Genomic DNA, 26024 nt, shown 5'->3' on the forward strand with positions numbered 1-26024 from the left:
AGGAAACGAGTTCGCGTCATGCCAGCCATGAGCCGGCATCACACGGCGGGGTGAGGGCTCAAGCCGCCGTGGCGCGCGTCACCTTGCTGCCTGTCTCGCGGCCGAGCAGGTTGGCCAGCCAGCGGCCGGTTTCGACCAGCTTCGTCAGGTCCACGCCGGTGGCGATGCCCATGCCTTCGAGCATGTACACCACGTCTTCGGTGGCGACGTTGCCGCTGGCGCCGTGCGCGTAGGGGCAACCGCCGGTGCCCGACACGGCGGCATCGACCACGGCGACGCCTTCCTCCAGGCAGGCCAGGATGTTGGCCAGCGCCTGACCACGGGTGTCGTGGAAGTGCACCGCCAGCGCCGCCATCGGCACCTCGCCGGCCACCGCGCGCAGCATCTCGCGCGCCTTGCCCGGCGTGCCGACGCCGATGGTGTCACCGAGCGAGATTTCGTAGCAACCCAGCTCGTGCAGGCGTCTGGCCACCCGCACCACGTCGGCCAGCGGCACCTCCCCCTGGTAGGGGCAGCCGAGCACGGTCGAGACGTAGCCGCGCACCTTCACGCCATCGGCCCTGGCCTGCTCCAGCACCGGTTCGAAGCGCGCGATCGACTCCTCGATCGAGGCGTTGATGTTCTTGCGGTTGAAGGCTTCCGAGGCGGCCGTGAAGACCGCGATCTCGGTCACCCCGACCGCTCTGGCTCGCTGGTAGCCCTGCAGATTGGGCACCAGCACCGGGTAGCTCACGCCCGGCTGCTTGCGGATGCCGGCGTAGACTTCGGCGGCATCGGCCAGTTGTGGCACCCACTTCGGGCTGACGAAGCTGGTCGCCTCGATCGTGCGCAGGCCGGTGGCGGACAGGCGGTCGATCAGGGCGATCTTGTCCGCGGTCGGGACGAGGGTCTTCTCGTTCTGCAGGCCATCGCGAGGGCCGACTTCGACGATGCGGACGGCGGCGGGCAGGGCGGTCATGGGGGCGTTCTCCATCGAGCGCATCGGCTCATCGTTCCATCTGTGTCGGGCGTCGGGAATCTGGAATCTGGAATCGGGGCGGGCGTGGCGGAAGCCGGCCCGGCGGTCGTGCTTCGGGCCGCCGCAGGCGGTGCCGGTGGCTCGCTCCCCGCGATTTCCCATTCCCGATTCCCGGTCTCCGGCGGCTACTCCTCCAGCATCACCAGCGCCGCGTCGCCCTCGACGAAGTCGCCGGCGGCGGCGCGTACCTCGGCGACGGTGCCGGCGCGTGGCGCGCGCAAGGTCAGCTCCATCTTCATGGCTTCCATGACCAGCAGCTCCTGGCCCTCGTCGACGCGGTCGCCCGGCGCCACTTTCACCAGCACGATGCGGCCGGGCATGGGCGCGGCGAGGCGGTTGCCGGCGCCGGCATCGGTTTCGCCTTCGAAATGGAAAGCGCCGACACGCTCGAAGCGGACGCGGCGGTGGCCGTCGTGGACGGTCGTCGCGTCGGCATCGGCACGCACCAGGTAACGCGCGCTCTCGCCGTCGAAGCGCGCCGACAGCATGCCGTCGACGATGCGGGCGCCGGTGATGGTGAGCGCGAAGCCGTCGCCGCGAAGACGGTAGTCGCCCGCGCTGCCGGCGGCGTGCAGCTCGTGGCGGACGCCGCGATGCTGCAGCACCAGCCGGCGCTCGCCGGCATGGCCGAGGCGCCAGCCGTCGGCGATCGCCCAAGGCGAGGTCGGGTCGCCGGAGCGTGCTGCCTGTTCGCGCACCGCGGCCTCGTCGTGCAGCAGCGCGGCGGTGGCGGCGGCGGCCAGTTCGCGTGGCGTGGGCGGGGCGGGCTCGGACAGCACCTCGTCCAGATGGCGGTCGAGGTAGCCGGTGTCGATGCGGCCCTCGACCACCACCGGATGACGGATCAGCCGCTCCAGGAATTCGATGTTCGACTTGGGTCCGACGATTTCGCTGCGCGCCAGCGCATCGGCCAGCGTGGCCAGCGCGGCGCGGCGGTCGGCGCCGTGGACGATCAGCTTGGCGATCATCGGGTCGTAGAAGATCGTCACCGTGTCGCCCTCGACCACGCCGCCATCGAGGCGGACCTGCGCCGACGGCGGCGGCAGGACGAGCTTCTCCAGCCTGCCCGAGCCGGGCAGGAAGCCGGCCTCCGGGTCTTCCGCGTACAGCCGCACCTCGATGGCGTGGCCGGTGTGGCGCACCTGGTCCTGCGCCAGCGGCAGCGCCTCGCCAGCGGCCACGCGCAGCTGCCACTCGACCAGATCCAGCCCGGTGACGAGCTCGGTCACCGGGTGCTCGACCTGCAGACGGGTGTTGATCTCCATGAAGTAGAAGTCGCCATCCGCACCGACGATGAATTCCACCGTGCCGGCGTTGACGTAGTCGATGGCGCGGCCGGCGGCCACCGCCGCCTCGCCCATCCGCGCGCGCAGCGCGGGCGTCAGGAGCGGCGAGGGCGATTCCTCGATGATCTTCTGGTAGCGGCGCTGCGCCGAGCACTCGCGCTCGCCGAGGTGGATGATGCGGCCGTGGCCGTCGCCGAAGATCTGGAACTCGATGTGGCGTGGTTGCTGGATGTAGCGCTCCAGCAGCACCCGGTCGCGACCGAAGGCGCCGGTCGCCTCGCGCTGGCAGCTTTCCAGCGCGGCGGCGAACTCGCCGGCCGTGCGCACGATGCGCATGCCCTTGCCGCCGCCGCCGTGCGCGGCCTTGATCATCAGCGGGTAGCCGATGCGGTCGGCCTCGCGCCGCAGCAGTGCCGGATCCTGGTCCTCGCCGGTGTAGCCGGGCACCACCGGCACGCCGTGCGCGGCCATCAGCTCCTTGGCGCCGGCCTTGGAGCCCATCTTGCGCATCGAGGCGGCCTTGGGGCCGATGAAGACCAGGCCGGCCCGTTCCACCGCCTCGGCAAAGTCGGCGTTCTCCGACAGAAAGCCGTAGCCGGGATGGATCGCCTGCGCGCCGGTCTTTTTCGCGATGTCGAGGATGCGCTCGCCGCGCAGGTAGGACTCGCCCGGTGGCGGCGGCCCGATGTGGTGCGCCTCGTCGGCCAGCCGCACGTGCTGCGCGTCGGCATCGGCATCGGAGAACACCGCCACCGTGCGGATGCCCAGCCGGCGGCAGGTGCGGATGACGCGGCAGGCGATCTCGCCGCGGTTGGCGATCAGGATCTTGTCGAACATCAGTCTTCGCCGTCCCAGTAATCGAGGCTGGCCTCGGCCCGGCCGTTGTAGCGGAACACGCGCGGCTTGCCGCCCGCGTCGTCGTCGATGGCGCGCACGCCGAACTTGCCGGAGTCGGGATACTCCACGATCTCCGGGTGCTGCATCGTGCTCACCGCCAGGTACTTCAGCTCGCTGTCGCCGGTGTTGACGATCTGGTGCGCGGTTTCCGGCCCGCCGGGCGGGCAGGCGATTGCGTCGCCGGCACGGATCGGATGGCGCGCGTCGCCCACGCGCAGCTCGCCCGTGCCTTCGAGGACGAAGAACATCTCCTCGTTGACGCGATGGCTGTGACGCGGGAATGCGCACTTGCCAGGCGGCAGCACGGCCAGCCCGTAGCCGAGCTTGCGCGCGCCGATGCGCCGGGCGATCTGACCGGGGCGGGCTTCGTACTTCTTACCGTGCCGCCACGGCTCGAACTCGATCTCGTCGATGTTGAGGATCGGCCTGTTCATGCGTTCTCGCTCACGGGCGCTAGCTCTTCTCCCTCCCCCTCAGGGGGAGGGCCGGGGTGGGCGTGGTGTTGCTTCGGCTGTCGCTCGCCCAAGGCGCGCAGGATGGTTTCCAGCACCGCCTCGGTCCGGGCAAGCACATCATGGTTCCAGAATCGCAGCACGTAAAAGCCGTCGGCAGCGAGCGCAGCGTCGCGCGCGCGATCCGCTTCGGTCCGATCGGCATGCTGGCCGCCATCGAGTTCGACGATGAGTTTCCGGTCGATGCAGACGAAATCGAGGATGTAATCGTAATAGGGGTGCTGGCGACGGAACTTGCAGCCGCCAAGTTGTTTGTCGCGCAGGTACCGCCACAGCATGCGTTCGGCATCGGTCGGCGCCTTGCGCAAGGTCTTCTGCAGGCCGGGGCCGAGAATTTTTCGGTTGGTCTGTCCGCGCATGTGGGCCTCGCTAACACCATCCCCACCCCGGCCCTCCCCTTGAAGGGGAGGGAGCAGGAGCGCTCGTCGCTTGGGTGGGCGTCGATGCTTGCCGACGCGACATGCTTGTCCCCCTCCCCCTCAGGGGGAGGGCCGGAGTGGGGGTGGGAGCAGGAGCGGTCGTCGCCTGGGTGGGCGTCGATGCTTGCCGACGCGGCATGCTTGTCCCCCTCCCCCTCAGGGGGAGGGCCGGGGTGGGGGTGGGAGCAGGAGCGGTCGTCGCCTGGGTGGGCGTCGATGCCTGCCGACGCGGCATGCTTGTCTCCCTCCCCCTCAGGGGGAGGGCTGGGGTGGGGGTGGTGTTCATCCTTCGACCCATCGCGGCGCGCGTTTGTCGAGGAAGGCGCCCAGACCTTCCTGGCCTTCCGGCGAGACGCGCAGGCGGGCGATCAGTGCGGCGTTGTCGGCGTCGATGCGTTCGGCCTGTTCGCGGGTCATGCCGCCGATGCGCAGCGCCAGCCGCTTGGCCTCGTGCTGCGCGGCCGGGCCGCCCTTGCCGAGCCAGTGCAGCTGGCGCTCGACGGCATCGTCGAGTGCATCGGCCGGCACGCACTGGTGCAACAGGCCGATGCGCATCGCTTCGGTGGCATCGAAGACTTCGGCGGTGAGGAACAGCCGCCGCGCCTGCCGCGGGCCGATGGCGTTGACGACATAGGGCGAGATCACCGCCGGCACCAGGCCGAGCTTGACCTCCGACAGCGAGAACTTGGCGCCTTCCACGCCGATGGCGATGTCGCAGCAGGCCACCAGCCCGACGCCGCCGCCATAGGCCGAGCCGTTGACCCGGGCGATTGTCGGCTTGGAGAGGAAGTTGAGCGTGCGCATCAGCGTCGCCAGCCGCAGCGAGTCGGCCAGGTTGTCGGCCTCGCTGGCAGCGGCCATGCCGCGCATCCAGTTCAGATCGGCCCCGGCCGAGAAGGTCGCGCCGTCGCCGGTCAGCACCACCGCGCGCACCCCGTCATCGGCATCCAGCGCCTGCAGCGCGGCGGTCAGCTCGGCGATCAGCGTCTCGTCGAAGGCGTTGTGCACCTGCGGGCGGGCGAGGGCAACGGTGGCGACGTGGGCGTGGCGGTCTATGCGGATGCTGGTCATGCGGGGCTGTCTCTTGGTCGCCGGTGCGCTGTGAAGCGGTTACATGCGGAACACGCCGAAACGTTCCTTGACGATCGGCGCATTGAGGCTGGCCGAGATCGCCAGCCCGAGCACGCGGCGGGTGTCGGCCGGGTCGATGATGCCGTCGTCCCAGAGCCTGGCGGTGGCGTAGTACGGGTGCCCCTGGCGCTCGTACTGCTCGCGGATCGGCGCCTTGAAGGCTTCCTCCTCCTCGGCGCTCCATTCGCCGCCGGCGGCCTCGATGCCGTCACGCTTGACCGTGGCCAGCACGCTGGCGGCCTGCTCGCCGCCCATCACCGAGATGCGCGCGTTCGGCCACATCCACAGAAAGCGCGCGCCGTAGGCGCGACCGCACATGGCGTAGTTGCCGGCACCGAAGGAGCCGCCGATGACCACGGTGAACTTGGGCACGTGCGAGCAGGCCACGGCGGTGACCATCTTGGCGCCGTCCTTGGCGATGCCGGCGTTCTCGTACTTCTTGCCGACCATGAAGCCGGTGATGTTCTGCAGGAACACCAGCGGGATGTCGCGCTGGTTGCACAGTTCGATGAAGTGCGCGCCCTTGAGCGCGCTCTCGGAGAACAGGATGCCGTTGTTGGCGACGATGCCGACCGGGTAGCCGTGGATGTGGGCGAAGCCGCACACCAGCGTCTTGCCGTAGCGCGCCTTGAACTCCTGGAACTGGCTGCCGTCGACCAGGCGGGCGATGACTTCGCGGATGTCGAAGGGGCGGCGGGTGTCCTTGGGCACGATCCCGTACAGCTCGTCGGCGGGATACAGCGGCTCGCGCACCGGTTGCACCGCGACCGGCAGCGATTTTTTGCGATTGAGGTGGCGCAGCACGTCGCGGGCGATCTCCAGCGCGTGACGGTCGTTCTCGGCGAAGTGGTCGGCCACGCCGGAGACGGCGGTGTGCACCTCGGCGCCGCCCAGCGACTCGGCATCGACCACCTCGCCGGTGGCGGCCTTCACCAGCGGTGGGCCGCCGAGGAAGATCGTGCCCTGTTCCTTGACGATGATGGCCTCATCGCACATCGCCGGCACATAGGCGCCGCCAGCGGTGCACGAGCCCATCACCACGGCGATCTGCGGAATGTTCTCCGCGCTCATCCGCGCCTGGTTGTAGAAGATCCGGCCGAAGTGCTCCTTGTCCGGGAACACCTCGTCCTGCAGCGGCAGGAAGGCGCCGCCGGAGTCGACCAGGTACACGCAGGGCAGACGGTTCTCGCGCGCCACTTCCTGCGCGCGCAGATGCTTTTTCACCGTCATCGGGAAGTAGGTGCCGCCCTTGACGGTGGCATCGTTGGCGACGACGACGATCTCTTGCCCATGCACGCGGCCGATGCCGGTGATGATGCCGGCGGCGGGGGCGGCGCCGTCGTACATGTCCTCGGCCGCCAGCGGCGAGAGCTCGAGGAAGGGCGAGCCGGGGTCGAGCAGGGCGGTGACGCGGTCGCGCGGCAGCAGTTTGCCGCGGGCGGTGTGCCTGTCGCGGGCCTTGTCGCCGCCGCCGAGGGCGGCGCGGGCCAGGCGGGCATCCAGATCCTCGACCAGCGTGCGCAGGTGGGCGGCGTTGTCGAGGAACTCGGGCGATCGCGGATCGACGTGGCTCTTGATCACCGGCATGGCGGGACTCGCTGGGAGACAAGACCCGCATTGTCGCCGGAAAGCCCGCCCGGCGTCTCCCCGCGGTGCCGAAAACGCAAGGCCCGCCGGTGGGCGGGCCTTGCGTCGAGGCGGCGGCGCTCAGTGCTCGCCGTCGCCGTCCTTCTCCTCGTCGGACGCCTCGGCGGTCTCGCCGTTGCCCTCGGCGGCTTCGCCGGTCGTCTCGTCGGTGGCCTCGTCGGTGGCCTCGGGTGCCGCCTCGCCAGCCGCCTCTTCGTTGGCCGCCTCGGCCGCCGGGGCCGCCTGCTCCGCGGGAGCGGCGGGCTCGGCCGCGGGCTGCTGGGCTTCCTGCGACTGGTTCGAGCACGCTGCCAGGGCTAGGCCGAAGGCCAGGGCGAGCAGGGTCTTGTAGCTGGACATGAGCACTTCCTCGTCTTCTTGTGATGGATGGGACGCGCGGCGCGCGCCGCTAACATCATGGGAGGGGTTCGTCGCGTGTCAAGCGGCACGGCCGATGGCGCGCCGTGCCGCGGTGCGTTCGTCCCGTCAGGCCAGTTCGATGGCGATCGCCGTCGCCTCGCCGCCGCCGATGCACAGCGCCGCCACGCCGCGCTTGCCGCCACGCTTGCGCAGGGCATTGATCAGCGTGACCACCAGACGCGCGCCGGAAGCGCCGATCGGGTGGCCCAGCGCGCAGGCGCCGCCGTTGACGTTGAGCCGGTCGTGCGGGATGCCGAGCTCCTTCATCGGCGCCATCGCCACGCAGGCGAACGCCTCGTTGACCTCGAACAGGTCGACGTCGCCGACGCTCCAGCCGACCTTCTTCAGCACGTTGTCGATCGCGCTGACCGGGGCGGTGGTGAACCAGGCCGGCTCCTGCGAATGGGTGGCGTGGCCGAGGATACGCGCCAGCGGGGTCAGGCCCTTGGCCTTGGCGAGCTCCGCGGACAGCAGCACGGTGGCCGCGGCGCCGTCGTTGATGCTGGAGGAGCTGGCGGCGGTGATGGTGCCGTCCTTCTTGAACGCCGGCTTGAGCGCCGGGATCTTGCTGATGTCGCAGCGGCCCGGCTGCTCGTCCCGGTCGATGACGACCTCGCCCTTGCGGCCGGCCACGGTCACCGGGACGATCTCGTCGGCGAAGGCGCCGGATTCCTGCGCGGCCAGCGCGCGGCGCACGCTCTCGGCGGCGAAGGCGTCCTGCTCCTCGCGGGTGAAGCCGTACTTCTGCACGCACATTTCGCCGAACACGCCCATCGCCTGCTTGTCGTAGGGGTCGGTCAGGCCGTCCCAGGCCATGTGGTCGAGGAACTCGGCGCTGCCGTACTTGATGCCGGTGCGTGCGCCGTTGAGCAGGTGCGGGGCGTTGGTCATCGACTCCATGCCGCCGGCGACGACGATCTGCGCCGAGCCGGCGCGGATCAGGTCGTGGCCCAGCATGATCGCCTTCATGCCCGAGCCGCAGACCTTGTTGATGGTGGTGCAGCCCACCGCGGCCGGCAGGCCGGCACCGAGCGCCGCCTGGCGGGCCGGTGCCTGGCCGAGTCCGGCCGGCAGCACGCAGCCCATGATGACTTCGGACACATCGGCGGCGGCGACGCCGGCCTGTTCCAGGGCGGCGCGGATGGCGGCGGCACCGAGCGTCGGCGTGGGGACGCCGGTGAACTGGCCGAGGAGGGAACCGATGGCGGTGCGCTTGGCGCCCGCGATGACGACGTGGGTCATGCGTATCTCCGGGTTGGATCGGGAATGCTTCCGAACCGTTCGATTATGCGCTCGCATGTTGCACTGCGGCAAACCCGCTCCGCCGGTGGGCGGAACGAATAAAAAGCGGGCCGGCCAAGAGGAGCCGGCCCGTTGCTGGCGGAGTCCCGGCGCTCCCGGGATTCCGGATCTGCCGGACAGTCGCCGGCGTCGGTACTTATACCGCGTCCGGTCGCCGGCGGTGCGGTCGAGGCGACCCGCGGCAGCGCGGCGGCGACGGGCGCGCCGCGTGGACTCAGGCGCGGCCCTCGAACAGCTCCCGCCCGATCAGCATGCGGCGGATCTCGTTGGTGCCGGCACCGATCGCGTAGAGCTTGGCGTCGCGCAGGATGCGGCCGGTCGGGTACTCGTTGATGTAGCCGTTGCCGCCCAGGCACTGGATGCCTTCCAGCGCCACCTGCACCGCGGCCTCGGAGGCGTGCAGCAGGCAGCTGGCCGGATCGATGCGCGTGGCGTGACCGCGGTCGTAGTCCATCGCCACCAGGTAGGCGTAGGCGCGGGCGGACTGCAGCGCGGTGTACATGTCGGCGATCTTGGCCTGCATGATGCCGAAACTGCCGATCGGTGCGTCGAACTGCTTGCGCTCGCGCACATAGGGCAGGGCGACGTCGAGCGCCGCCTGCATCAGGCCCAAGGGGCCGCCGGTGAGCACCAGGCGCTCGGTATTGAGCCCGCTCATCAGCACCTTGACGCCCTGGTTCACCTCGCCGAGCACGTTTTCCTCGGGGATCTCGCAGTCCTCGAACACCAGCTCGCAGGTGTTGGAGCCGCGCATGCCCAGCTTGTCGAGCTTCTGCGCGGTGGAAAAGCCCTTCATGCCCTTCTCGACCAGGAAGGCCGTCATGCAGCGGCTGCCGGCCTCCTTGCCCGCGGTGCGCATGTAGACGATCAGCACGTCGGCCTCGGGGCCGTTGGTGATCCACATCTTGTTGCCATTGGCCACCCAGACATCGCCCTTCTTCTCGGCGCGGCAGGCCATCGAGCCCACCACGTCGGAGCCGGCGCCCGGCTCGCTCATGGCCAGCGCGCCCACCCATTCGCCGCTGCACAGCTTCGGCAGGTACTTGGCGCGCTGTGCCGGGCTGCCGTTGTTGTAGAGGTTCTGCACGCACAGGTTGGAGTGCGCGCCGTAGCTCAAGCCCACCGAGCCCGAGGCCCTGCTGATTTCCTCCATCGCGACCAGATGCGCGAGGTAGCCCATGCCGCTGCCACCGTACTCGCCCGGCACGGTGATGCCGAGCAGACCCATTTCGCCCAGCTTCGGCCACAGCTCCTGCGGAAAAGCGTTGTCGTGATCGATCTGCGCCGCGCGCGGGGCGATCTCGCTTTCGGCGAAGCGGCGGACGGCCTCGCGCAGGGCGTCGATCTCTTCGCCCAAGGGGAATGGACGCATGGCAACTCCAAGGCTTGCGGTGGTGTGATTGTAGCGCCGGCGCGTGAGCGCGCCGTGGTCTCTCAAGCCCTCTGTCGCACGGACGGGGACTTGCCGCCCCCGAAACGACACCGCCCGGGCGGGCCGGGCGGTGTGTGTGCGACGGATGGCGGCGATCAGTTGGCGCGGCGGCCGAGGAAGCGCGGCGCATGGTTGCCCATGTGCGGCAGCTTCAGCTTGCCGATGGTGTTGATGCGCTCCTCGGCCATGCGGTCGGCGGCCTTGTAGGTCGGGATGCCGTCGCGCTTGGAGATCTCGAAGATCCGCATCAGGTTGTAGTAGATGGTGCGCATCATGCGCATGGCGCGCTCGCGGTTGTAACCGTCGATCTCCAGCGACACGTTCATCAGGCCGCCGGCGTTGACCGCGTAGTCGGGCGCGTACAGCACGCCGCGGCGTTCCAGTTCGTCGCCGATCTGGTCGGTGGCGAGCTGGTTGTTGGCCGCACCGCAGATCACCTTGGCCTTGATGCGGTCGATGGTGGTCTCGTTGAGGGTGCCGCCGAGGGCGGTCGGCGAGTAGACGTCGACGTCGACGTCGTAGATCTCGTCCAGGCCCACCGCCTCGCAGCCGAACTCCTCGACCGCGCGGCGCACGGCCTCCTGGTTGATGTCGGTGACGAACACCTTGGCGCCGCGCTCGCGCAGCAGCTTGACGAACTCCATGCCGACGTGGCCGACGCCCTGCACGGCATAGCTGTACTTGCCGACGTCCTCGTTGCCGAACTTGACGTTGAGGGCCGCCATCAGGCCCTGCAGGGTGCCGTAGGCGGTGAACGGCGACGGGTCGCCCGAGCCGCCATGGACCTGGTGCACGCCGGTGACGTACTCGGTCTCGCGGAACACGTACTCCATGTCGTTGACGTCGATGCCGACATCCTCGGCGGTGATGTAGCGGCCGCCCAGCGAGTTCACGAAGCGGCCGAAGGCGCGGAACAGCGCCTCGGACTTGTCCTTGTTCGGGTCGCCCCAGATGACCGCCTTGCCGCCGCCCAGGTTCAGGCCCGACACCGCGGCCTTGTAGGTCATGCCGCGCGACAGGCGCAGCACGTCGTTGAGCGCCTCGGCCTCGTTCGCGTAGTTCCACATGCGGGTACCGCCCAGGGCCGGGCCGAGCACGGTGTTGTGGATCGCGATGATGGCTTTGAGGCCGGCGTCCTTGTTATGGCAGAACACCACTTCCTCGTGGCCCGAGGTGGAGATGGTTTCGAAGATCATCTGGAGGCTCCGGTGACGGCCGACTGCGCTCGGAAAGGTTGATGTTTCGAGCGAAGTTCCGGACGTAACTGATTGATGGAATTTGAGCCGCTGCCCTGTCCGGGTGCCCCGGCCGGCCTGACGGCGCGCGTATTGTAAAGCAATCGCTCCGGAAAGCCCGGCCGGCCGGCCGGTGCATGCACGGGCTGGGTCGGCGCGATCGGTCCGGAGCGCAGGCCATGGCCCCGGTCACCGGCCGCGTTCCGGCGCAGGCGCGCCCAGCCTGCCGGGACGGGCCTGCCCTTCACGCGGATTTCTCCGGTTCCGATGCCCAATCGCGGCTGTTCCCGACTCGCCGGGGTCCGGGATGAGCCGATTGCCAGTCTCGCCGCCTCCTGCCGCCGCCATCGATGAAAGCACCCGGCTCGTCCATCTGGTCGCGCGGCTGTGCGAACGCGACCAGGCGGCGTTGGGCGAGCTCTACGACCGCACCGTCGACCGTGTCTACGGTACCGCCATCCGCGTGCTGGGCCGGCCCGAGGACGCCGAGGAGGTCGTCTGCGAGGTCTATCAGCAGGTCTGGGAGGGGGCCGGACACTACGACCCTGGACGCGGCGGCGTGCTGGCCTGGCTGCTGCGCATCGCCTGGAGCCGCGCGGTCGACCGGCTGCGCCGCGAGCGGGCGCACCGCAGCCGTCTGGTGGCGCATCCGCAGGACGCGCTGGATACGTATACGCTGTGTGAAGAAAATGATCCCGCCAGCCGCCTCATGGCGGTCCTGGACAGCCGTTCGGCCGTCGCCCATGCCCTGGAGACGCTCAGCGTGGAGCAGCGGCGCATGCTGGCGCTCGCCTTCTTCGAGGATCTGAGCCATCCGGAGATCGCCGCGCGCACCGGGGTCGCCCTGGGTACGGTGAAATCGCATATCCGGCGCGGTCTGCAGGCCTTGCGCCGTGCGCTCGGCGAGGGGGCGGCCATGACTGATCGTCGTCGCCTCGATCCCGACCTGGCCGCCCGTCTGGCCGAGAGCATGACGCCGGTGACGCCGGACCCGGCGCGCCGCCTGGCCATGCGCGAACGCATCCTTGCCGATGCCGCGGCCCCCGCCACCCGGGTCTTGCGGGCGGACGAAGGCGAATGGCGCGAGTTCGTGCACGGCATCCGCATCAAGACCCTGCGCCGCGACGAGACCGCCGGCACCGAGACCAGCCTGTGGCGGCTGGCGCCCGGCGCCCGTGTGCCGCCGCATAGCCACCGCCACGAGGAGGAGTGTCTGGTGCTGGAGGGCTCCATCGTCCACGACGGCGTGGAGTACTTCGCCGGTGACTATCTGCTGGCCCCGGCAGGGGCCAGGCACAAACCTTTCGTCGCCCCGCAAGGCGCGCTGTTGCTGATCCGTTCGGAGCTGGTGCCGCGGTTGGGCTGGCTGACCCGCCTGGCCCTGCGCTTGATCGGACGATGATCAGCTTGGGTGCAGTGTTCCGCCCCACCATCTCCATCGGAGGATACCGCCATGACTCGTACTGCGATCCATTGCCTGGGACTGGCCCTGCTGTTGTGCAGCGCGACGGCGACGGCCCGGCAGGCCCGTGAGGCCCCCGAGGTCGGGCGGATCTTCCAGCCCACCGCGGAGAATCTCGGCGAGGCAGAGGTCGAAGCCGTGCGCCGGCAGCTGGCCGCCCAGCGGACCGATGCGCCGGCGCTGTTCCTCAACGGCGTCCTCGTCGACGCCCGCGGCATGACCCTCTACACCTACAGCCGCGACCGCCCCAACGTCAGCACCTGCTTCCGCGTCTGCGAGAGGCTCTGGCCGATCTTCGCCGCCGGCCTCGACGACGAGCCGCAGGGCGAGTTCGGGATCATCGAGCGCATGGACGGCAGCCTGCAGTGGACTTGGCGCGGGCAGCCGCTCTACTACTGGGTCCGTGACCGCAACCCCGGCGACATCACCGGGGACGGCGTCAACGACGTCTGGCACGCGGTGCGTTCCGACTGACGCGCGCAGGCCCTGCACCGGCCACGGGCGAGGGCGTCCGCGACCGCCATCTCCCGAAGCGCATCCGGGCTCCGCACTAGACACGTAGCAGCCGGTTGAAGCCCGGCGACGGCTCCCGCAGCGGGAGCGGCCGCGGTTTCCATCGGCTTCTTCGAGGAGACAGACCATGAAAACCTCCCTCTGGACAGCGTGCTCCGCAGTCGCCGCGGTCGCTGCGTTCGGGCTGGCCGCCCCGGTCTCGGCCGGTCACGAGAACATCGTGCTCGAGGCCAGCCTGAGCGGGCGCGCGGAGGTCGCCAGCGGCAGCCGGGACAACCGCATCGTCGGCGACCCGCGCGGTCGCGGCGAGGCCTACGTGTTCGGGATCGACGGCGACAGCACGACGATCTGTTACGTCCTGCTGGTCGAGCGGATCGGCGAGCTGGACCTGCCCCCGGGCAACGGCCGCCAGGCGCACATCCATCGCGGCCGACCGGGCCAGAACGGACCGGTGGTGGTCAATCTGGCCTGGCCACAGGACGGCCGCGCGGCCGACTGCATCGCCGAGGACCGCATCCTGCCCAACGGGGCCCCTGCGTTCGCACGCGATCCCATGACCGGCGCGCTGCGTGCCACCGCCGTCGAGATCCTCATGCACCCGGAGGAGTTCTATATCAACGTGCACAACCAGGAGTATCCCGCGGGTGCGGTGCGCGGCCAGCTGAAGGACACGCTCGATCACGGCCATTGAAGGTCCCGGGCTGCGTGTCGGGCGGTGTATCCACGCCGGTCGCCGGCGAGCCGCGACTGCTGCCCGGACGCCGGTGCCGGTGGGATGGCCGTCGGAAAGGGTGCTCCGGTCCGGCTGCATCCGCGTTCCTTGGCTGTTGCGTAAGAGAGGCGGGAGACCGAGCGTCTCCCGCCAGTGTCCGAATTCGAGAGGGGGTACTCCATGCAAGCCATGTACAGGCGTCCGGGCCACGCGCGCGTCGTGTTCGCCCTGACACTCATGCTCGCCGGAAGCGCTGCGCTGGCCCAGGACAGCGGCCGCGGCAGCAGCGGCAAACTCTTGCTCACCGGTGGCGTAAGCCAAGTGGAGGGTGCGGCCGGAGGTGGTCTCACGCCCTGGGCCGTGATCGGCGGGTACGGCACCCGCGACCAGTTCGGCGCGAATGCTTTCTATACCCGGGTGGATACGGGCGACTACGCCATGGACAGCCAGGGCGTGCTGCTGGGTCTGTTCGATCGCGTCGAGGTCAGCCTTTCCCGACAGAAGTTCGACACCAGGCAAATCGGTGCAGCCCTCGGCCTGGGGCGAGGCTTCACCTTCACCCAGGACACGCTCGGTCTGAAGCTTCGCCTGTTCGGTGATGCTGTTCTGGAACAGGACAGCTGGGTGCCGCAGGTGGCCGTCGGCGTGCAGCGCAAGCGCAACGACCAGCCGGCGGTGCTCGCCTTCGTCGGTGCGCAGAGCCATCGCGGCAGTGACTTCTACGTGTCCGCGACCAAGCTCTATCTCGCCCAGAGCCTGCTGCTCAACGGTACCGTGCGTTTCACCAAGGCCAATCAGTTCGGAATCCTCGGCTTTGGTGGTGACCGGCGCAACGGCTACCGGCCGCAGTTCGAGGGCTCCGCCGCCTGGCTGCTCAACCGTCACCTCGCCATCGGCGCCGAGTACCGGATGAAGCCGGACAATCTCGGTATCGCCCGCGAGGACGACGCCTGGGATGCGTTCGTGGCCTGGGCTCCGAACAAGCACCTCTCGCTGACCCTTGCCTACGTCGATCTCGGCAACATCGTCATCGCAGACAACCAGCGTGGCTGGTACGCCTCGCTGCAGGTCGGCTTCTGAACCCAAGGAGACATGCCATGTTCCGACTCCCGACCAAGCTCGGCCTGTTCCTCGGGCTGGCCCTGGCACTGGTCCAACCGGCCCAGGCGCAGATGGACCCGGCGCCGGCCGACCCCACATTGCGCCCCGTTCTCGATGAGTTCGGCGGTGTGGCCGGCCTGACCGCACTGATGGACGACTTCATGACGATCCTGCTCGACGATCCGCGCATGCGGCCGTTCTTCGAAAACGCCGACCAGGTGCGCATCAAGCGTCAGCTGGTCGAGCAGTTCTGCGTGATCCTCGGCGGCGATTGCACCTACAGCGGGCGTGACATGCGCAGCTCGCATGCCGGCCTGGGCATCACCCGTGCCGACTTCAACGCGCTGGTCGAGGACCTGCAGATTGCGATGGATCGGCGCGGCATCCCGTTCCGAGCCCAGAACAAGCTGCTGGCCAAGCTCGCCCCCATGCATCGCGAGATCGTCACCGAATAGTCCATGACGTCCCGCCGCGCGGTCGGAGCGGCCGCCGCGGCGGGCTTGCGAGCGCACGTTCCGCAACTCCTCTGCGTGCGAGAAGGGCCGTCGCGCGCGCCTCCAGCCCTGCCGCCGCCGGCCGGCGGCCTGCGCGGGGCCTGGGCTACAATCTGGCGGTTCCCCGTTCTGAGTTCCGAGGGCCGCATGAGCATTCCCGCCAGCCACGTTCCCGCCGCCGAGCCCCGACCGGAGGCCACGCCGCTGCGCTTCGTCACCGCCGCCAGCCTGTTCGACGGCCACGATGCCGCCATCAACATCATGCGGCGGCTGATCCAGGCGCAGGGGGCGGAGGTGATCCACCTCGGCCACAACCGCTCGGTGGAGGACGTGGTGCGCGCCGCGCTGCAGGAGGACGCCGACGCCATCGCCGTGTCCAGCTACCAGGGCGGCCACGTCGAGTACTTCAAGTACATGGTGGACATGCTGCGCGAACGTGGTGCCGGCCACATCCGTGTGTTCGGCGGTGGTGGCGGCACCATCACGCCGGAAGAGATCCGCGAGCTTCAGGCCTACGGCGTCGAGCGCATCTACCACCCCAATGACGGCATGCACATGGGGCTGGTGGCGATGATCGAGGATGTGGTGCGGCGTGCTGCGCAGGCCCGGGACCAGGGGCCGGGGATCCAGGACCCGGAAAAGCTCGCCACTCCCGACATCGACGACGAGATCGGCATCGGCCGCATGCTCAGTGCGATCGAGGATGGCCTGTTCAGCGAGACCGAGCTCGCCGGCCTGCGCAAGCAATGGGCCGCCGGCCCTTCCGGCTCCCGATTCCCGATTTCCCATTTCCGGGCCACCACTCCCGTCATCGGCATCACCGGCACCGGCGGCGCCGGCAAATCGTCCGTCACCGACGAACTGCTCAACCGCTTCCTGCAGCACTTTCCCGAAATGCGCATCGCGGTGCTGGCCGTGGACCCGACCCGCCGCCGCACCGGCGGCGCCCTGCTGGGCGACCGCATCCGCATGAATTCGCTGCGCTCCCGGCGCGTGTTCATGCGTTCGATGGCCACCCGTCGCCAGCACGTGGCCACCAGCGCGGTGCTCAAGGACTGCATCGCCTTCATGAAGGGCATCGGCTACGACCTGGTGATCGTCGAGACCGCCGGCATCGGCCAGAGCGACTCGGAGATCGTCGATCTGGTCGATTTTCCGATGTACGTGATGACCAGCGACTACGGCGCCGCCAGCCAGCTCGAGAAGATCGACATGCTCGATTACGCCGAGCTGGTGGTGCTCAACAAATACGACAAGCGCGGTGCGGAAGACGCGTTGCGCGACGTGCGCAAGCAGTGGAAGCGCAACCGCGCCGCCTTCAAGCTGGCCGACGAGGACGTGCCGGTCTATCCGACCATCGCCAGCCAGTTCAATGACCCCGGCGTGACCTGGATGTTCGTCAACCTGTGCCGGCTGCTGCGCGAGAAGCTCGGCCTCGGGGCCGCCGCCCCCGCCGTGGCAGGGAAGGGTGGGGATGGTGTCGCCGCCACCCGTTGCGACTTCAACCCGCAGGTCGATACCTCGCTCAAGGAACCCCGCGCCACCGTCCTCATCCCCGGCCAGCGCATCCGCTACCTGGCCGAGATCGCCGAACAGGGCCGCGGTATCAACGCCGAGATCGCCCGCCAGGCCGAGATCGCCAACCGTGCCCAGGCCTACTGGCAGAGCCTGCACGATCTCGGCGATCCGCGCCTGCCCGCAGCCCTGGACCTGTATGCCGCCGAGGACCTGCTCCCGCAGCATGGGACGACGCAGGAAGCTTCGGCCGTGTCCGGGGACGTGGACGGGGACGTGGACGGGGTCGTGGTCGACCGCTCGCTGCTCACCCTGCGTCAGCGTTACCAGGACGCCGTGCAGTCGCTCTCGTCCGAGGCGCTCAAGCTGCTGCGCGAGTGGCCGGCGCGGCTCAAGGCCATCACCGACGAGGTCAACGAGTACAAGGTCCGCGACAAGACCATCCGCGTCGAGAACTACCGCGAGTCGCTCAGCCACCAGAAGATCCCCAAGATCGCCGCGCCCACCTACCGGAGCTGGGGCGAGCTGCTGACCTTCCTGCAGAAGGAAAACCTGCCCGGCCACTACCCCTACACCGGCGGCGTGTACCCCTACCGGCGCAGCGGCGAAGACCCGATCCGCATGTTCGCCGGCGAGGGCACGCCCGAGCGCACCAACCGCCGCTTCCATTACCTCAGTCTCGGCCAGCCGGCCGCGCGCCTGTCCACCGCCTTCGACTCGGTCACCCTGTACGGCGAAGATCCGGCCGAGCGCCCCGACATCTACGGCAAGATCGGCAATTCCGGCGTCAGCATCGCCACGCTGGACGACATGAAGAAGCTCTATTCCGGCTTCGACCTGTGCGCGCCGACCACCTCGGTGTCGATGACCATCAACGGCCCGGCGCCGATCATCCTGGCGATGTTCATGAACACCGCCATCGACCAGCAGGTCGAGAAGTACCTGCGCGCCGACCAGAGCCGCTGGGACGCCGCCCACGAGAAGATCGAGAAGTTCTTCGAGGGGCGCGAGCGCCCGGTCTACGCCGGCATGCTGCCCGAGGGCAACGACGGCCTCGGCCTCGGCCTGCTCGGCGTCACCGGCGACCAGCTCGTCGAGCCCGAGGTATACGCCCGCATCAAGGCCGAAACCCTCGCCACCGTGCGCGGCACCGTCCAGGCCGACATCCTCAAGGAGGACCAGGCCCAGAACACCTGCATCTTCAGCACCGAATTCGCCCTGCGCATGATGGGCGACATCCAGCAGTACTTCGTCGACCGCAAGGTGCGCAACTTCTACTCGGTGTCGATCTCCGGTTACCACATCGCCGAGGCCGGCGCGAACCCGATCAGCCAGCTCGCCTTCACCCTGTCCAACGGCTTCACCATCGTCGAGTACTACCTCGCCCGGGGCATGCACATCGACGACTTCGCGCCGAACCTGAGCTTCTTCTTCTCGAACGGCATGGACCCGGAGTACACCGTCATCGGCCGCGTCGCCCGCCGCATCTGGGCCCGCGCCATGCGCGAGCGCTACGGCGCCAGCCCGCGCAGCCAGATGATGAAGTACCACATCCAGACGTCCGGCCGCTCCCTGCACGCGCAGGAGATCCAGTTCAACGACATCCGCACCACGCTGCAGGCGCTGTACGCCCTGTTCGACAACTGCAACAGCCTGCACACCAACGCCTACGACGAAGCCATCACCACGCCTACCGAAGAGAGCGTGCGCCGCGCCGTCGCCATCCAGATGATCATCAACAAGGAGCTGGGGCTGAACTTCTGCGAGAACCCCTGGCAGGGCAGCTTCATCGTCGACAAGCTCACCGACATCGTCGAAGAGGCCGTGTACAAGGAGTTCGAGGCCATCTCCGAGCGTGGCGGCGTGCTCGGCGCCATGGACACCATGTACCAGCGCGGCAAGATCCAGGAAGAGAGCCTCTACTACGAGCAGAAGAAACACGACGGCAGCCTGCCGCTGATCGGCGTCAACACCTTCCTGCCCAAGGAACACGCCGGTGACATCGTCACTGAAATCGAACTGATCCGCTCCACGCCGGAAGAAAAGGCCCAGCAGATCCACAACGTCCGCGCCTTCCAGCAGGCCCGCAACGCCGTCCGGCTTCCTCCCCCTCACGGCGAGGGACGGGATGATGCCGCTTCCGTGAGCGATCCCCTGCGCCATCTGCAGTCCACCGCCCGCGAGCGCAGAAACGTGTTCGAGGCGTTGATGGAGGCGGTGAAGACCCACAGCCTCGGCCAGATCAGCCACGCCCTCTACGAAGTCGGCGGCGAGTACCGGCGGAACATGTAGCCATGTCCCGCCTGGTCGACCAGATCAAGCAGGTACTGGCTGCGTTCGCGGACAGCAAGCAGCCGCCGGCGCTGATCGGCGGACTCGCGCTGGCGGTGCACAACGTGGTGCGGGCAACCCGGGACGTCGACTTCCTCGCCGATGCCGACGACGCGGACCGCCTGCACCGGGTCCTGCTCGACCTGGGCTACCGCTGCATCCATCGCAGCGAGGACGCCGCCAACTACGTGCGCGACGACGAAGGCCTCGATCTGCTGTATGCACACCGACCGATCGCCAGACGCCTGCTGGCCGAAGCCGAAGAACGCGACACCGGACTGGGCCGCCTGCGCGTCATCAGCGCGGAAGGTCTGATCGCTTTCAAACTGCAGGGGTTCGCCAACGATCCTTCGCGCCTTCGTGACCTGGACGACATCCGCGCGCTGTTGCAAGCCAACCGGGCGACGCTCGACATGACGGAAGTCGCCGACTACTTCAGGCTGTTCGATCGGGAGCAACTGCTCGATGAGCTCATCGCGGAACTCGGCCGACCGCAGGGCTGATGCCTCGCCCGAGCCGATCCTCGTCAGGGATGGCGGCGCATCGGCGCACCTTCAGCCCGCTGGCGATCCCGTCACGGCATGGATCGAGCTGATGGAAGTGATCGAGGCGCTCTGCCCACGCTGGCCCGAACGGACTCACGTTATTCACGGGGCGGAGTTCAGGCTGTGATGGTGCGGGAGGGGAGCTGCGAGGGGCTTGATGTCTTCCGTTCCCCCCGCAAGAGCGGGAATTCAGTCGTGAACCCCGGCCGGGCCGGTGCGGCGCGCTCATGCCGCCGCGGTACCATCGCCCGCTGAACACACGCCCGGGGAGGGTTCGTGGCTTCATCCGCGGATACCGCGATCGCGTCTGAGCCGGTCGCATCGATGCGCCAGCGCGTCGGCCTGATGCTCGGGCCGCTGCTGTTCGCGCTGGTGTACTTCGCGCCCGGGCTGACCGGGCTGGACGACGCGCCGCGCGCGGTGCTCGCGGTGACGCTGTGGGTGGCGACGTGGTGGATCACCGAGGCCTTGCCGATCCCGGCGACGTCGCTGATGCCGGTCTTCCTGCTGCCGATCGCCGGCGGCGCGGACGAGCGCACGGCGGCGATGGCCTACGGCAATCCGATCGTGTTCATGTACATGGGCGGGTTCACCATCGCGCTGGCGATCCAGAAATGGGATCTGCACCGGCGCATCGCGATGCGCATCGTGGCGATGGTCGGGGCCGGCGGGCGGCGCATCACGCTGGGCATCATCCTGGCGACGGCCTTTCTGTCGATGTGGATCTCCAACGCGGCCACGGCGCTGATGATGCTGCCGATCGGGCTGGCGCTGATCGAAGAGGTCCGCCGCGAACAGCTCTACGACGACGAATCGCTGCGGCGCTTCGCCAAGGGGCTGTTGCTGTCGATCGCCTACGCGGCCTCGATCGGCGGCCTGGCCACGCTGATCGGCTCGGTGCCCAACGCGGTGTTCGCGGCGGTGTCGCAGATGAGCCTGGGGCGGACGGTCAGTTTCGCCGAATGGTTCTTCTTCGCCGCGCCGCTGACGGCGTTGATGCTGACGGCGCTGTACTTCTACATGACGCGGGTGGCGTTTGCGGTGCGCCCGCGCCAGGAGGTGGGCGCGGATTTCGCCCGCGAGCAGCTCCGCCAGCTCGGCCCGATGGCATTCGAGGAGAAGGCGGTGCTGGCGGTGTTCGGCACGGTGGCGGCGCTGTGGATCGGCAGCGGCTTTCTGCCGGCGCCGCTGCGGCTGTCGGACACGTCGATCTCGATGATCGGCGCGGTCAGCCTGTTCCTGCTGCCGGCGCGGCGCGGGCGCGGCCGGCTGATGGGCTGGCCGGACATGCGAAACCTCCCCTGGGGCCTGCTGCTGCTGTTCGGCGGCGGGCTGTCGCTGGCGGCGGCGTTCGAAAGCTCGGGGCTGACGGTGTGGTTCGGCACGCTGCTGGGCGGGCTGCAGGTGCTGCCCACCGTGCTGATCGTGGTGGCGTTGGCGGCGATCGTGCTGTTCATGACCGAGGTGATGTCGAACACGGCGGTCTCGAACATGCTGATCCCGGTCGGCATCGGCCTGGCCGCGGGCATCGGCGTCGACCCGCACACGATCATGGCGGTGATCGCGTTGTCGGCCAGTTGTGCGTTCATGCTGCCGATCTCGACGCCGCCCAACGCGGCGGTATTCAGTGCCGACTGGTTGCACATCGACGACATGGTGCGGGCCGGGTTCTGGATGAACCTGGTCGCGCTGGCCACGATCAGCGCGTTCGTGCTGCTGTGGCGGCCGCTGGTGATGACGGGCTGAGGGCGCTGCGGACAGCGCGCCATTTCGGAGACAATCCAGCGCAGTCCGAAACCCGTGGCCCACCGCATGTCGATCGTCCTGACCGAGTTCGCCCGTACCCGCCTGTTCCCGCGCGAGCCGCGCCGCAACACCATCCAGGATTGCACGCCCGAGCAGTTCGAGCGGCACCTCAACACCGTGCCGCCGCTGAAGGTGCTCGACGGCTATGCGCCGTTCTGCAAGCTGCACGTGCACCGCAACTGGACCTCCACGCGCTGCATGGTGGTGCCGATCACCGACGACAACCGGCACCTGCTGCGCTCGGCCTACGAGGCGCGCACGAAGGACGAACTGCCGGTGCTGGTGCGCTGGTTCGAGGGTGTGGAGCCGCCGGTGGCGGACTATCTGATCGCCATTCTCTACAGCCGCGAGCAGATGGCGAAGGAGGGCACGCCCATCGAGGCCGACTGGGGCGTGGTGGGCTGCCTGTACACCGCCGCGCCGGAGGAGATCCCGATGGCGCCGATCACCATGATGCGCAATGCGCTCGGGGTGGAAGAGGGCGGCTCGGGCGTGCCGATCGACCGCGCGGCCTACCTGCGCAGCGTGGCGTTCTGGGAGACGCACGCGAACTGGCGCGGCTGAGGGGGCGCGCTCAGCGCTTGCTTGCCAGCACCCCGTCCAGTGCGGGCTGCGCCCTGAAGCCGGCCTTTTCGAGCCGCCTTGCGACTTCGCGCGGCACATCGCGGCCGCTGGTGAGTCTGTTCGGGCTGCCGGTGTAGTGGAACAGTCGCCCACCGCGGCGCAACACGCGCGCGAGCTGGTCGTAGAACGCCTGCGAATACAGCTCGCCGGCGATGCCGAAGCGCGGCGGGTCGTGCAGCACGGCATCGACGCAGGCGTCGGCCAGGCCCGTGATCGCCTGCGACACGTCGGCGTGGGTGAGCTGCAGCCGGCCGTCGCTGGCGGGCGCATCCGGGTCGGGCGACCACGGATTGAGCGTGCGCAGCCACAGCACGTCGGCGTTCTTCTCGAACGACAGGATGCGCGCGGCGCCGGCCTCCAGGCAGCAGGCGGCGAAGTAGCCGAGGCCACCGCAGGTGTCGAGCACGACCTTGCCGCGCGGCTCGATCAGCCCCACTTTGCGCCGCGCGTCGTCGATGGGCGACTCCTTCGACGTGGGCAGCATCTTGATGCCGTCGATCTCGAAGGTCGGCGCGCCCCATTCGGTCGGCACCAGCTTGATCAGCGCGCCGGAGTAGCGCGACACCGGCGCGAAGCCCGCGCCGTCCCAGTAATGGATCGTGCGGTCCCGGAGCGCGTCCGGGTACGGATAGCGCCGGCCCTGCCAGTGCCAGGCGTCGGCCTCCAGCCGTGCCTCGGTTTGCGAGCGCCCGAGGTCCAGCGAGCCGGTCCAGATGGCCGCGCCGGCATCGCGTGCGGCGAGCAGCGCCTGGGCGAGTGCACGGGTGAGCAGGGGGCCGGAATAGTGCGGCACGGGGTCGGGTCCGGTCTGGTGGCGTGCGGTCTGGCCATTGTGCCTGCCGGCCGGCGGTGGGTGCTAAAGTGCGCGTCCTTTCTGGATCACTGGAGTTGCCGCGCAATGGCGGGCAGTTATCCCATCGGTGTTCCCGGCCAAGCCTGGGGCGCGACCGAGCTTGCCGCCTGGCGGGCGCGCCAGCGCCGCCAGCGCAGCTACAGCGAGGACGTGGTGAGCGCGATCGAGCGGCTGGGGGCGCGCTTCGAAGTGGTGCAGTACGGCCGGATCGAGTATCCGCCCGACAGCTACCCGCTGTTCGCCGTCCGCAGCCGCGACTGGCGCGACGGGCTGCCCTGCGTGCTGGTGACCGCCGGCGTGCATGGCTACGAAACCAGTGGCGTGCGTGGCGCACTGCTGTTTCTGGATCGGGAGGCGGCACGCTATGCGGATCGGGTCAATCTGCTGGTGGCCCCCTGCGTCAGCCCGTGGGCCTACGAACGAATCCAGCGCTGGAATGCGCAGGCGGTCGATCCCAATCGCGCGTTCCGGGAGCACAGCCAGCAGGCGCCCGAGTCGGCCGCGCTGATGCGCCTGGTCGAGCCGCTGCGTGGTCGTTTCCTGCTGCACATCGACCTGCACGAGACCACCGATTCCGACGAAACCGAATTCCGGCCGGCCTTGGCCGCGCGCGACGGCAAGCCGTTCGAGCCCGGGCAGATTCCCGACGGTTTTTACCTGGTCGGCGACAGTGAGAATCCGCAGCTCGTCTTCCAGTCCGCGGTGATCGAGGCGGTGCGCCGGGTGACCCACATCGCGCCGGCCGATGCCCGCGGCCAGATCATCGGCTCGCCCGTGGTCGCCCCGGGCGTGATCCTCTATCCGTTCCGTGAGCTCGGCCTGTGTGCCGGCATCACCGGCGCCCGCTACACCACCACGACCGAGGTCTACCCCGACAGCCCGCGCGCCACGCCCGAGCAGTGCGATGAGGCGCAGGTGGCGGCAGTGTGCGCGGCGATCGACCATGCCTTGTCGCAGTAGGGTGGATGCCGGGCATGCCGGCTGCCATGCCGTCCATGGCCTTGTGTCGCTCCGTGGGCTCAGCTGCGCAGCTTCCAGCCGGTCCGGAAGATCCACCACACGGCGGCCAGGCAGGCGGCGAGGAAGCCGAGGATCATGCCGGCGCTGATCAGCACGTTGACGTCGGCGACGCCGTAGAAGGCCCAGCGCATGCCGGAGATCAGGTAGACGACGGGGTTGAACAGCGACAGCGTCTGCCAGATCGGCGGCAGCATCTGGATCGAGTAGAAGGCGCCGCCGAGGAAGGTCAGCGGGGTGACGATCATCAGCGGGATCACCTGCAACTGCTGCCAGTCGCTGGCCCACAGGCCGATCAGGAAGCCGAACAGGCTGAAGCTGACCGCGGTGAGCACGAGGAAGAACAGCATCCAGCCGGGGTGGACGATCTCGTAGGGCACGAAAAAGCGGGCGGTGATGAGGATCAGCGCGCCGATCATCAGCGACTTGGTGGCCGCCGCGCCGACGTAGCCGAGCACCACCTCGACGAAGGACACCGGCGCCGAGAGCAGCTCGTAGATGGTGCCCGACCACTTGGGCATGTAGATGCCGAACGAGGCGTTGGAAATGCTCTCGTTGAGCAGGGCGAGCATGATCAGGCCGGGGATGATGAAGGCACCGTAGCTCACGCCGTCGATGTCGCCCATGCGGCTGCCGATGGCGGCGCCGAAGACGATGAAATACAGCGAGGTGGTGAGCACCGGCGAGGCCAGGCTTTCGGTGAGGGTGCGGAAGGTACGGGCCATCTCGAAACGGTAGATGGCGCGGATGGCGTGGACGTTCATCGGCCGGCCCTCACCAGGTCGACGAAAATCTCCTCCAGCGAGGATTCGCGCGAGTGCAGGTCGCGGAAGGCGATGCCTTCGTCCTGCAGGCGCTTGAGCAGGCTGGCGATGCCGGTGCGCTCGCGCTGCGAGTCGAAGGTGAACACCAGCTGCTCGCCGCCCTCGGTCAGCTCCAGCGGCAGGTCGGCCAGGCGCTCGGGCACCTCCGCCAGCGGGCTTTGCAGCGTGAGCAGCAGTTGCTTCTTGCCGAGCTGGCGCATCAGGGTGGCGGTTTCCTCGACCAGCAGCAGCTCGCCGCGGTTGATGATGCCGATGCGGTCGGCCATCTGCTCGGCCTCCTCGATGTAGTGGGTGGTGAGGATGATGGTGACGCCGTGTTCGCGCAGGCGGCGCACCATGTCCCACATGTCGCGGCGCAGTTCGACGTCGACGCCGGCGGTGGGCTCGTCCAGGAACAGGATGCTGGGCTCGTGCGCCAGCGCCTTGGCGATCAGCACGCGCCGCTTCATGCCGCCGGAGAGCTGGCTGATCCTGGTGTCGCGCTTGTCCCACAGCGACAGGTCGCGCAGCACGCGCTCCAGGTGGGCCGGGTCGGGCGGTTTGCCGAACAGGCCGCGTGAGAAGCGCAGTGCGGCCCAGACGGTCTCGAAGGTCTCGGTGGCCAGTTCCTGCGGCACCAGGCCGATCTTGCTGCGGGCGGCGCGGTAGTCGCGCACCACGTCGTGGCCGTCGGCCAGCACCGTGCCGGCGGTGGGGCGGACGATACCGCAGACGATGCCGATCAGAGTGGTCTTGCCAGCGCCGTTGGGGCCGAGCAGGGCGAAGATTTCGCCGCGGCGGATATCGAGATCGACGTTTCTCAGCGCCTGGAAGCCGCTGTCGTAGGTCTTGCAGAGATTCCGGATCGAGATGGCGGGGGTCACGCGCTGGCCTCGGTGGGGAGCGGGGCGGATCGATTGCGCGGGCAACGACGTGCGCGCGGCGGAAATGGTCGCATGGCCGGCATCCG

Annotated in this window: 23 protein-coding genes; 10 read left to right on the top strand and 13 right to left on the bottom strand. The window is 68.9% G+C overall.

What is annotated here, in order from left to right; genetic code table 11:
- Window positions 1–58: 58 nt before the first annotated feature.
- From HNQ58_RS00835 to HNQ58_RS00880, 10 genes are all read right to left on the bottom strand, one after another.
- Entirely contained in the window at window positions 59–958 is a 900-nt protein-coding gene (locus HNQ58_RS00835) for a hydroxymethylglutaryl-CoA lyase (protein ID WP_183946885.1), read from the bottom strand.
- Between the two features lie 185 nt (window positions 959–1143).
- A complete protein-coding gene (locus HNQ58_RS00840) occupies window positions 1144–3141 on the bottom strand; it encodes an acetyl/propionyl/methylcrotonyl-CoA carboxylase subunit alpha (RefSeq protein ID WP_183946886.1) in 1998 nt (665 codons plus the stop codon).
- Window positions 3141–3635 carry a cupin domain-containing protein gene (locus tag HNQ58_RS00845; protein WP_183946887.1) on the bottom strand — a complete coding sequence of 165 codons (495 nt, stop codon included), beginning with the start codon at window positions 3633–3635 and terminating at the stop codon, window positions 3141–3143. Before HNQ58_RS00845 ends, HNQ58_RS00840 begins: the two co-directional genes overlap by 1 nt.
- A complete protein-coding gene (locus tag HNQ58_RS00850; RefSeq protein WP_183946888.1) occupies window positions 3632–4072 on the bottom strand; it encodes an endonuclease domain-containing protein in 441 nt (146 codons plus the stop codon). The genes HNQ58_RS00845 and HNQ58_RS00850 overlap by 4 nt, the downstream gene beginning before the upstream one ends.
- 342 nt (window positions 4073–4414) lie before the next feature.
- Entirely contained in the window at window positions 4415–5203 is a 789-nt protein-coding gene (locus HNQ58_RS00855; protein WP_183946889.1) for an enoyl-CoA hydratase/isomerase family protein, read from the bottom strand.
- Window positions 5204–5242: 39 nt separating this feature from the next.
- On the bottom strand, window positions 5243–6850 hold the full coding sequence (locus HNQ58_RS00860) for a carboxyl transferase domain-containing protein (RefSeq protein WP_183946890.1): 1608 nt from the start codon (window positions 6848–6850) through the stop codon (window positions 5243–5245).
- 120 nt (window positions 6851–6970) lie between these two features.
- Window positions 6971–7249 carry a hypothetical protein gene (locus HNQ58_RS00865; RefSeq protein ID WP_183946891.1) on the bottom strand — a complete coding sequence of 93 codons (279 nt, stop codon included), beginning with the start codon at window positions 7247–7249 and terminating at the stop codon, window positions 6971–6973.
- A 126-nt stretch (window positions 7250–7375) separates the two neighbouring features.
- The gene (locus HNQ58_RS00870) at window positions 7376–8551 is read right to left on the bottom strand and encodes a thiolase family protein (RefSeq protein ID WP_183946892.1); all 1176 of its coding nucleotides are present in this window, start codon (window positions 8549–8551) and stop codon (window positions 7376–7378) included.
- A 274-nt stretch (window positions 8552–8825) separates the two neighbouring features.
- Complete coding sequence (locus HNQ58_RS00875) at window positions 8826–9983, bottom strand: isovaleryl-CoA dehydrogenase (protein ID WP_183946893.1); 1158 nt, start codon at window positions 9981–9983, stop codon at window positions 8826–8828.
- 155 nt (window positions 9984–10138) lie between these two features.
- Entirely contained in the window at window positions 10139–11239 is a 1101-nt protein-coding gene (locus tag HNQ58_RS00880; protein ID WP_183946894.1) for a Glu/Leu/Phe/Val dehydrogenase, read from the bottom strand.
- 346 nt (window positions 11240–11585) lie between these two features.
- On the opposite strand from HNQ58_RS00880, the gene HNQ58_RS00885 reads away from it, so the two are divergent.
- From HNQ58_RS00885 to HNQ58_RS00925, 9 genes are all read left to right on the top strand, one after another.
- Window positions 11586–12680 (top strand): sigma-70 family RNA polymerase sigma factor, encoded by a 1095-nt coding sequence (locus HNQ58_RS00885; RefSeq protein ID WP_183946895.1) that lies wholly within the window; start codon window positions 11586–11588, stop codon window positions 12678–12680.
- Between the two features lie 51 nt (window positions 12681–12731).
- Window positions 12732–13214 carry a COG4315 family predicted lipoprotein gene (locus HNQ58_RS00890; RefSeq protein WP_183946896.1) on the top strand — a complete coding sequence of 161 codons (483 nt, stop codon included), beginning with the start codon at window positions 12732–12734 and terminating at the stop codon, window positions 13212–13214.
- A gap of 166 nt (window positions 13215–13380) precedes the next feature.
- On the top strand, window positions 13381–13944 hold the full coding sequence (locus HNQ58_RS00895) for a CHRD domain-containing protein (protein ID WP_183946897.1): 564 nt from the start codon (window positions 13381–13383) through the stop codon (window positions 13942–13944).
- A 210-nt stretch (window positions 13945–14154) separates the two neighbouring features.
- Entirely contained in the window at window positions 14155–15045 is an 891-nt protein-coding gene (locus HNQ58_RS00900) for a DUF3034 family protein (RefSeq protein ID WP_183946981.1), read from the top strand.
- Window positions 15046–15062: 17 nt separating this feature from the next.
- On the top strand, window positions 15063–15521 hold the full coding sequence (locus tag HNQ58_RS00905) for a group I truncated hemoglobin (RefSeq protein WP_183946898.1): 459 nt from the start codon (window positions 15063–15065) through the stop codon (window positions 15519–15521).
- A 186-nt stretch (window positions 15522–15707) separates the two neighbouring features.
- Entirely contained in the window at window positions 15708–19367 is a 3660-nt protein-coding gene (locus HNQ58_RS00910; RefSeq protein ID WP_183946899.1) for a methylmalonyl-CoA mutase family protein, read from the top strand.
- A 2-nt stretch (window positions 19368–19369) separates the two neighbouring features.
- A complete protein-coding gene (locus tag HNQ58_RS00915; protein WP_183946900.1) occupies window positions 19370–19909 on the top strand; it encodes a nucleotidyltransferase family protein in 540 nt (179 codons plus the stop codon).
- Between the two features lie 366 nt (window positions 19910–20275).
- Complete coding sequence (locus HNQ58_RS00920) at window positions 20276–21697, top strand: SLC13 family permease (protein ID WP_183946901.1); 1422 nt, start codon at window positions 20276–20278, stop codon at window positions 21695–21697.
- Window positions 21698–21763: 66 nt separating this feature from the next.
- On the top strand, window positions 21764–22321 hold the full coding sequence (locus tag HNQ58_RS00925) for a DUF3228 family protein (RefSeq protein ID WP_183946902.1): 558 nt from the start codon (window positions 21764–21766) through the stop codon (window positions 22319–22321).
- 10 nt (window positions 22322–22331) lie between these two features.
- On the opposite strand, the gene HNQ58_RS00930 is transcribed toward HNQ58_RS00925, so the two are convergent.
- Window positions 22332–23174, bottom strand: coding sequence for an SAM-dependent methyltransferase (locus HNQ58_RS00930; protein WP_183946903.1), 843 nt, complete (start codon window positions 23172–23174; stop codon window positions 22332–22334).
- A gap of 105 nt (window positions 23175–23279) precedes the next feature.
- On the opposite strand from HNQ58_RS00930, the gene HNQ58_RS00935 reads away from it, so the two are divergent.
- Complete coding sequence (locus HNQ58_RS00935) at window positions 23280–24194, top strand: M14 family metallopeptidase (RefSeq protein WP_183946904.1); 915 nt, start codon at window positions 23280–23282, stop codon at window positions 24192–24194.
- Window positions 24195–24253: 59 nt separating this feature from the next.
- Here the strand turns inward: HNQ58_RS00935 and HNQ58_RS00940 are convergent, their stop codons facing one another.
- Both HNQ58_RS00940 and HNQ58_RS00945 read right to left on the bottom strand, forming a co-directional pair.
- Entirely contained in the window at window positions 24254–25015 is a 762-nt protein-coding gene (locus tag HNQ58_RS00940) for an ABC transporter permease (RefSeq protein WP_183946905.1), read from the bottom strand.
- The gene (locus HNQ58_RS00945) at window positions 25012–25938 is read right to left on the bottom strand and encodes an ATP-binding cassette domain-containing protein (RefSeq protein WP_183946906.1); all 927 of its coding nucleotides are present in this window, start codon (window positions 25936–25938) and stop codon (window positions 25012–25014) included. Before HNQ58_RS00945 ends, HNQ58_RS00940 begins: the two co-directional genes overlap by 4 nt.
- Window positions 25939–26024 lie beyond the last annotated feature (86 nt).

Source organism: Rehaibacterium terrae (assembly GCF_014202935.1).
Taxonomy (GTDB): Bacteria; Pseudomonadota; Gammaproteobacteria; order Xanthomonadales; family Xanthomonadaceae; genus Rehaibacterium; species Rehaibacterium terrae.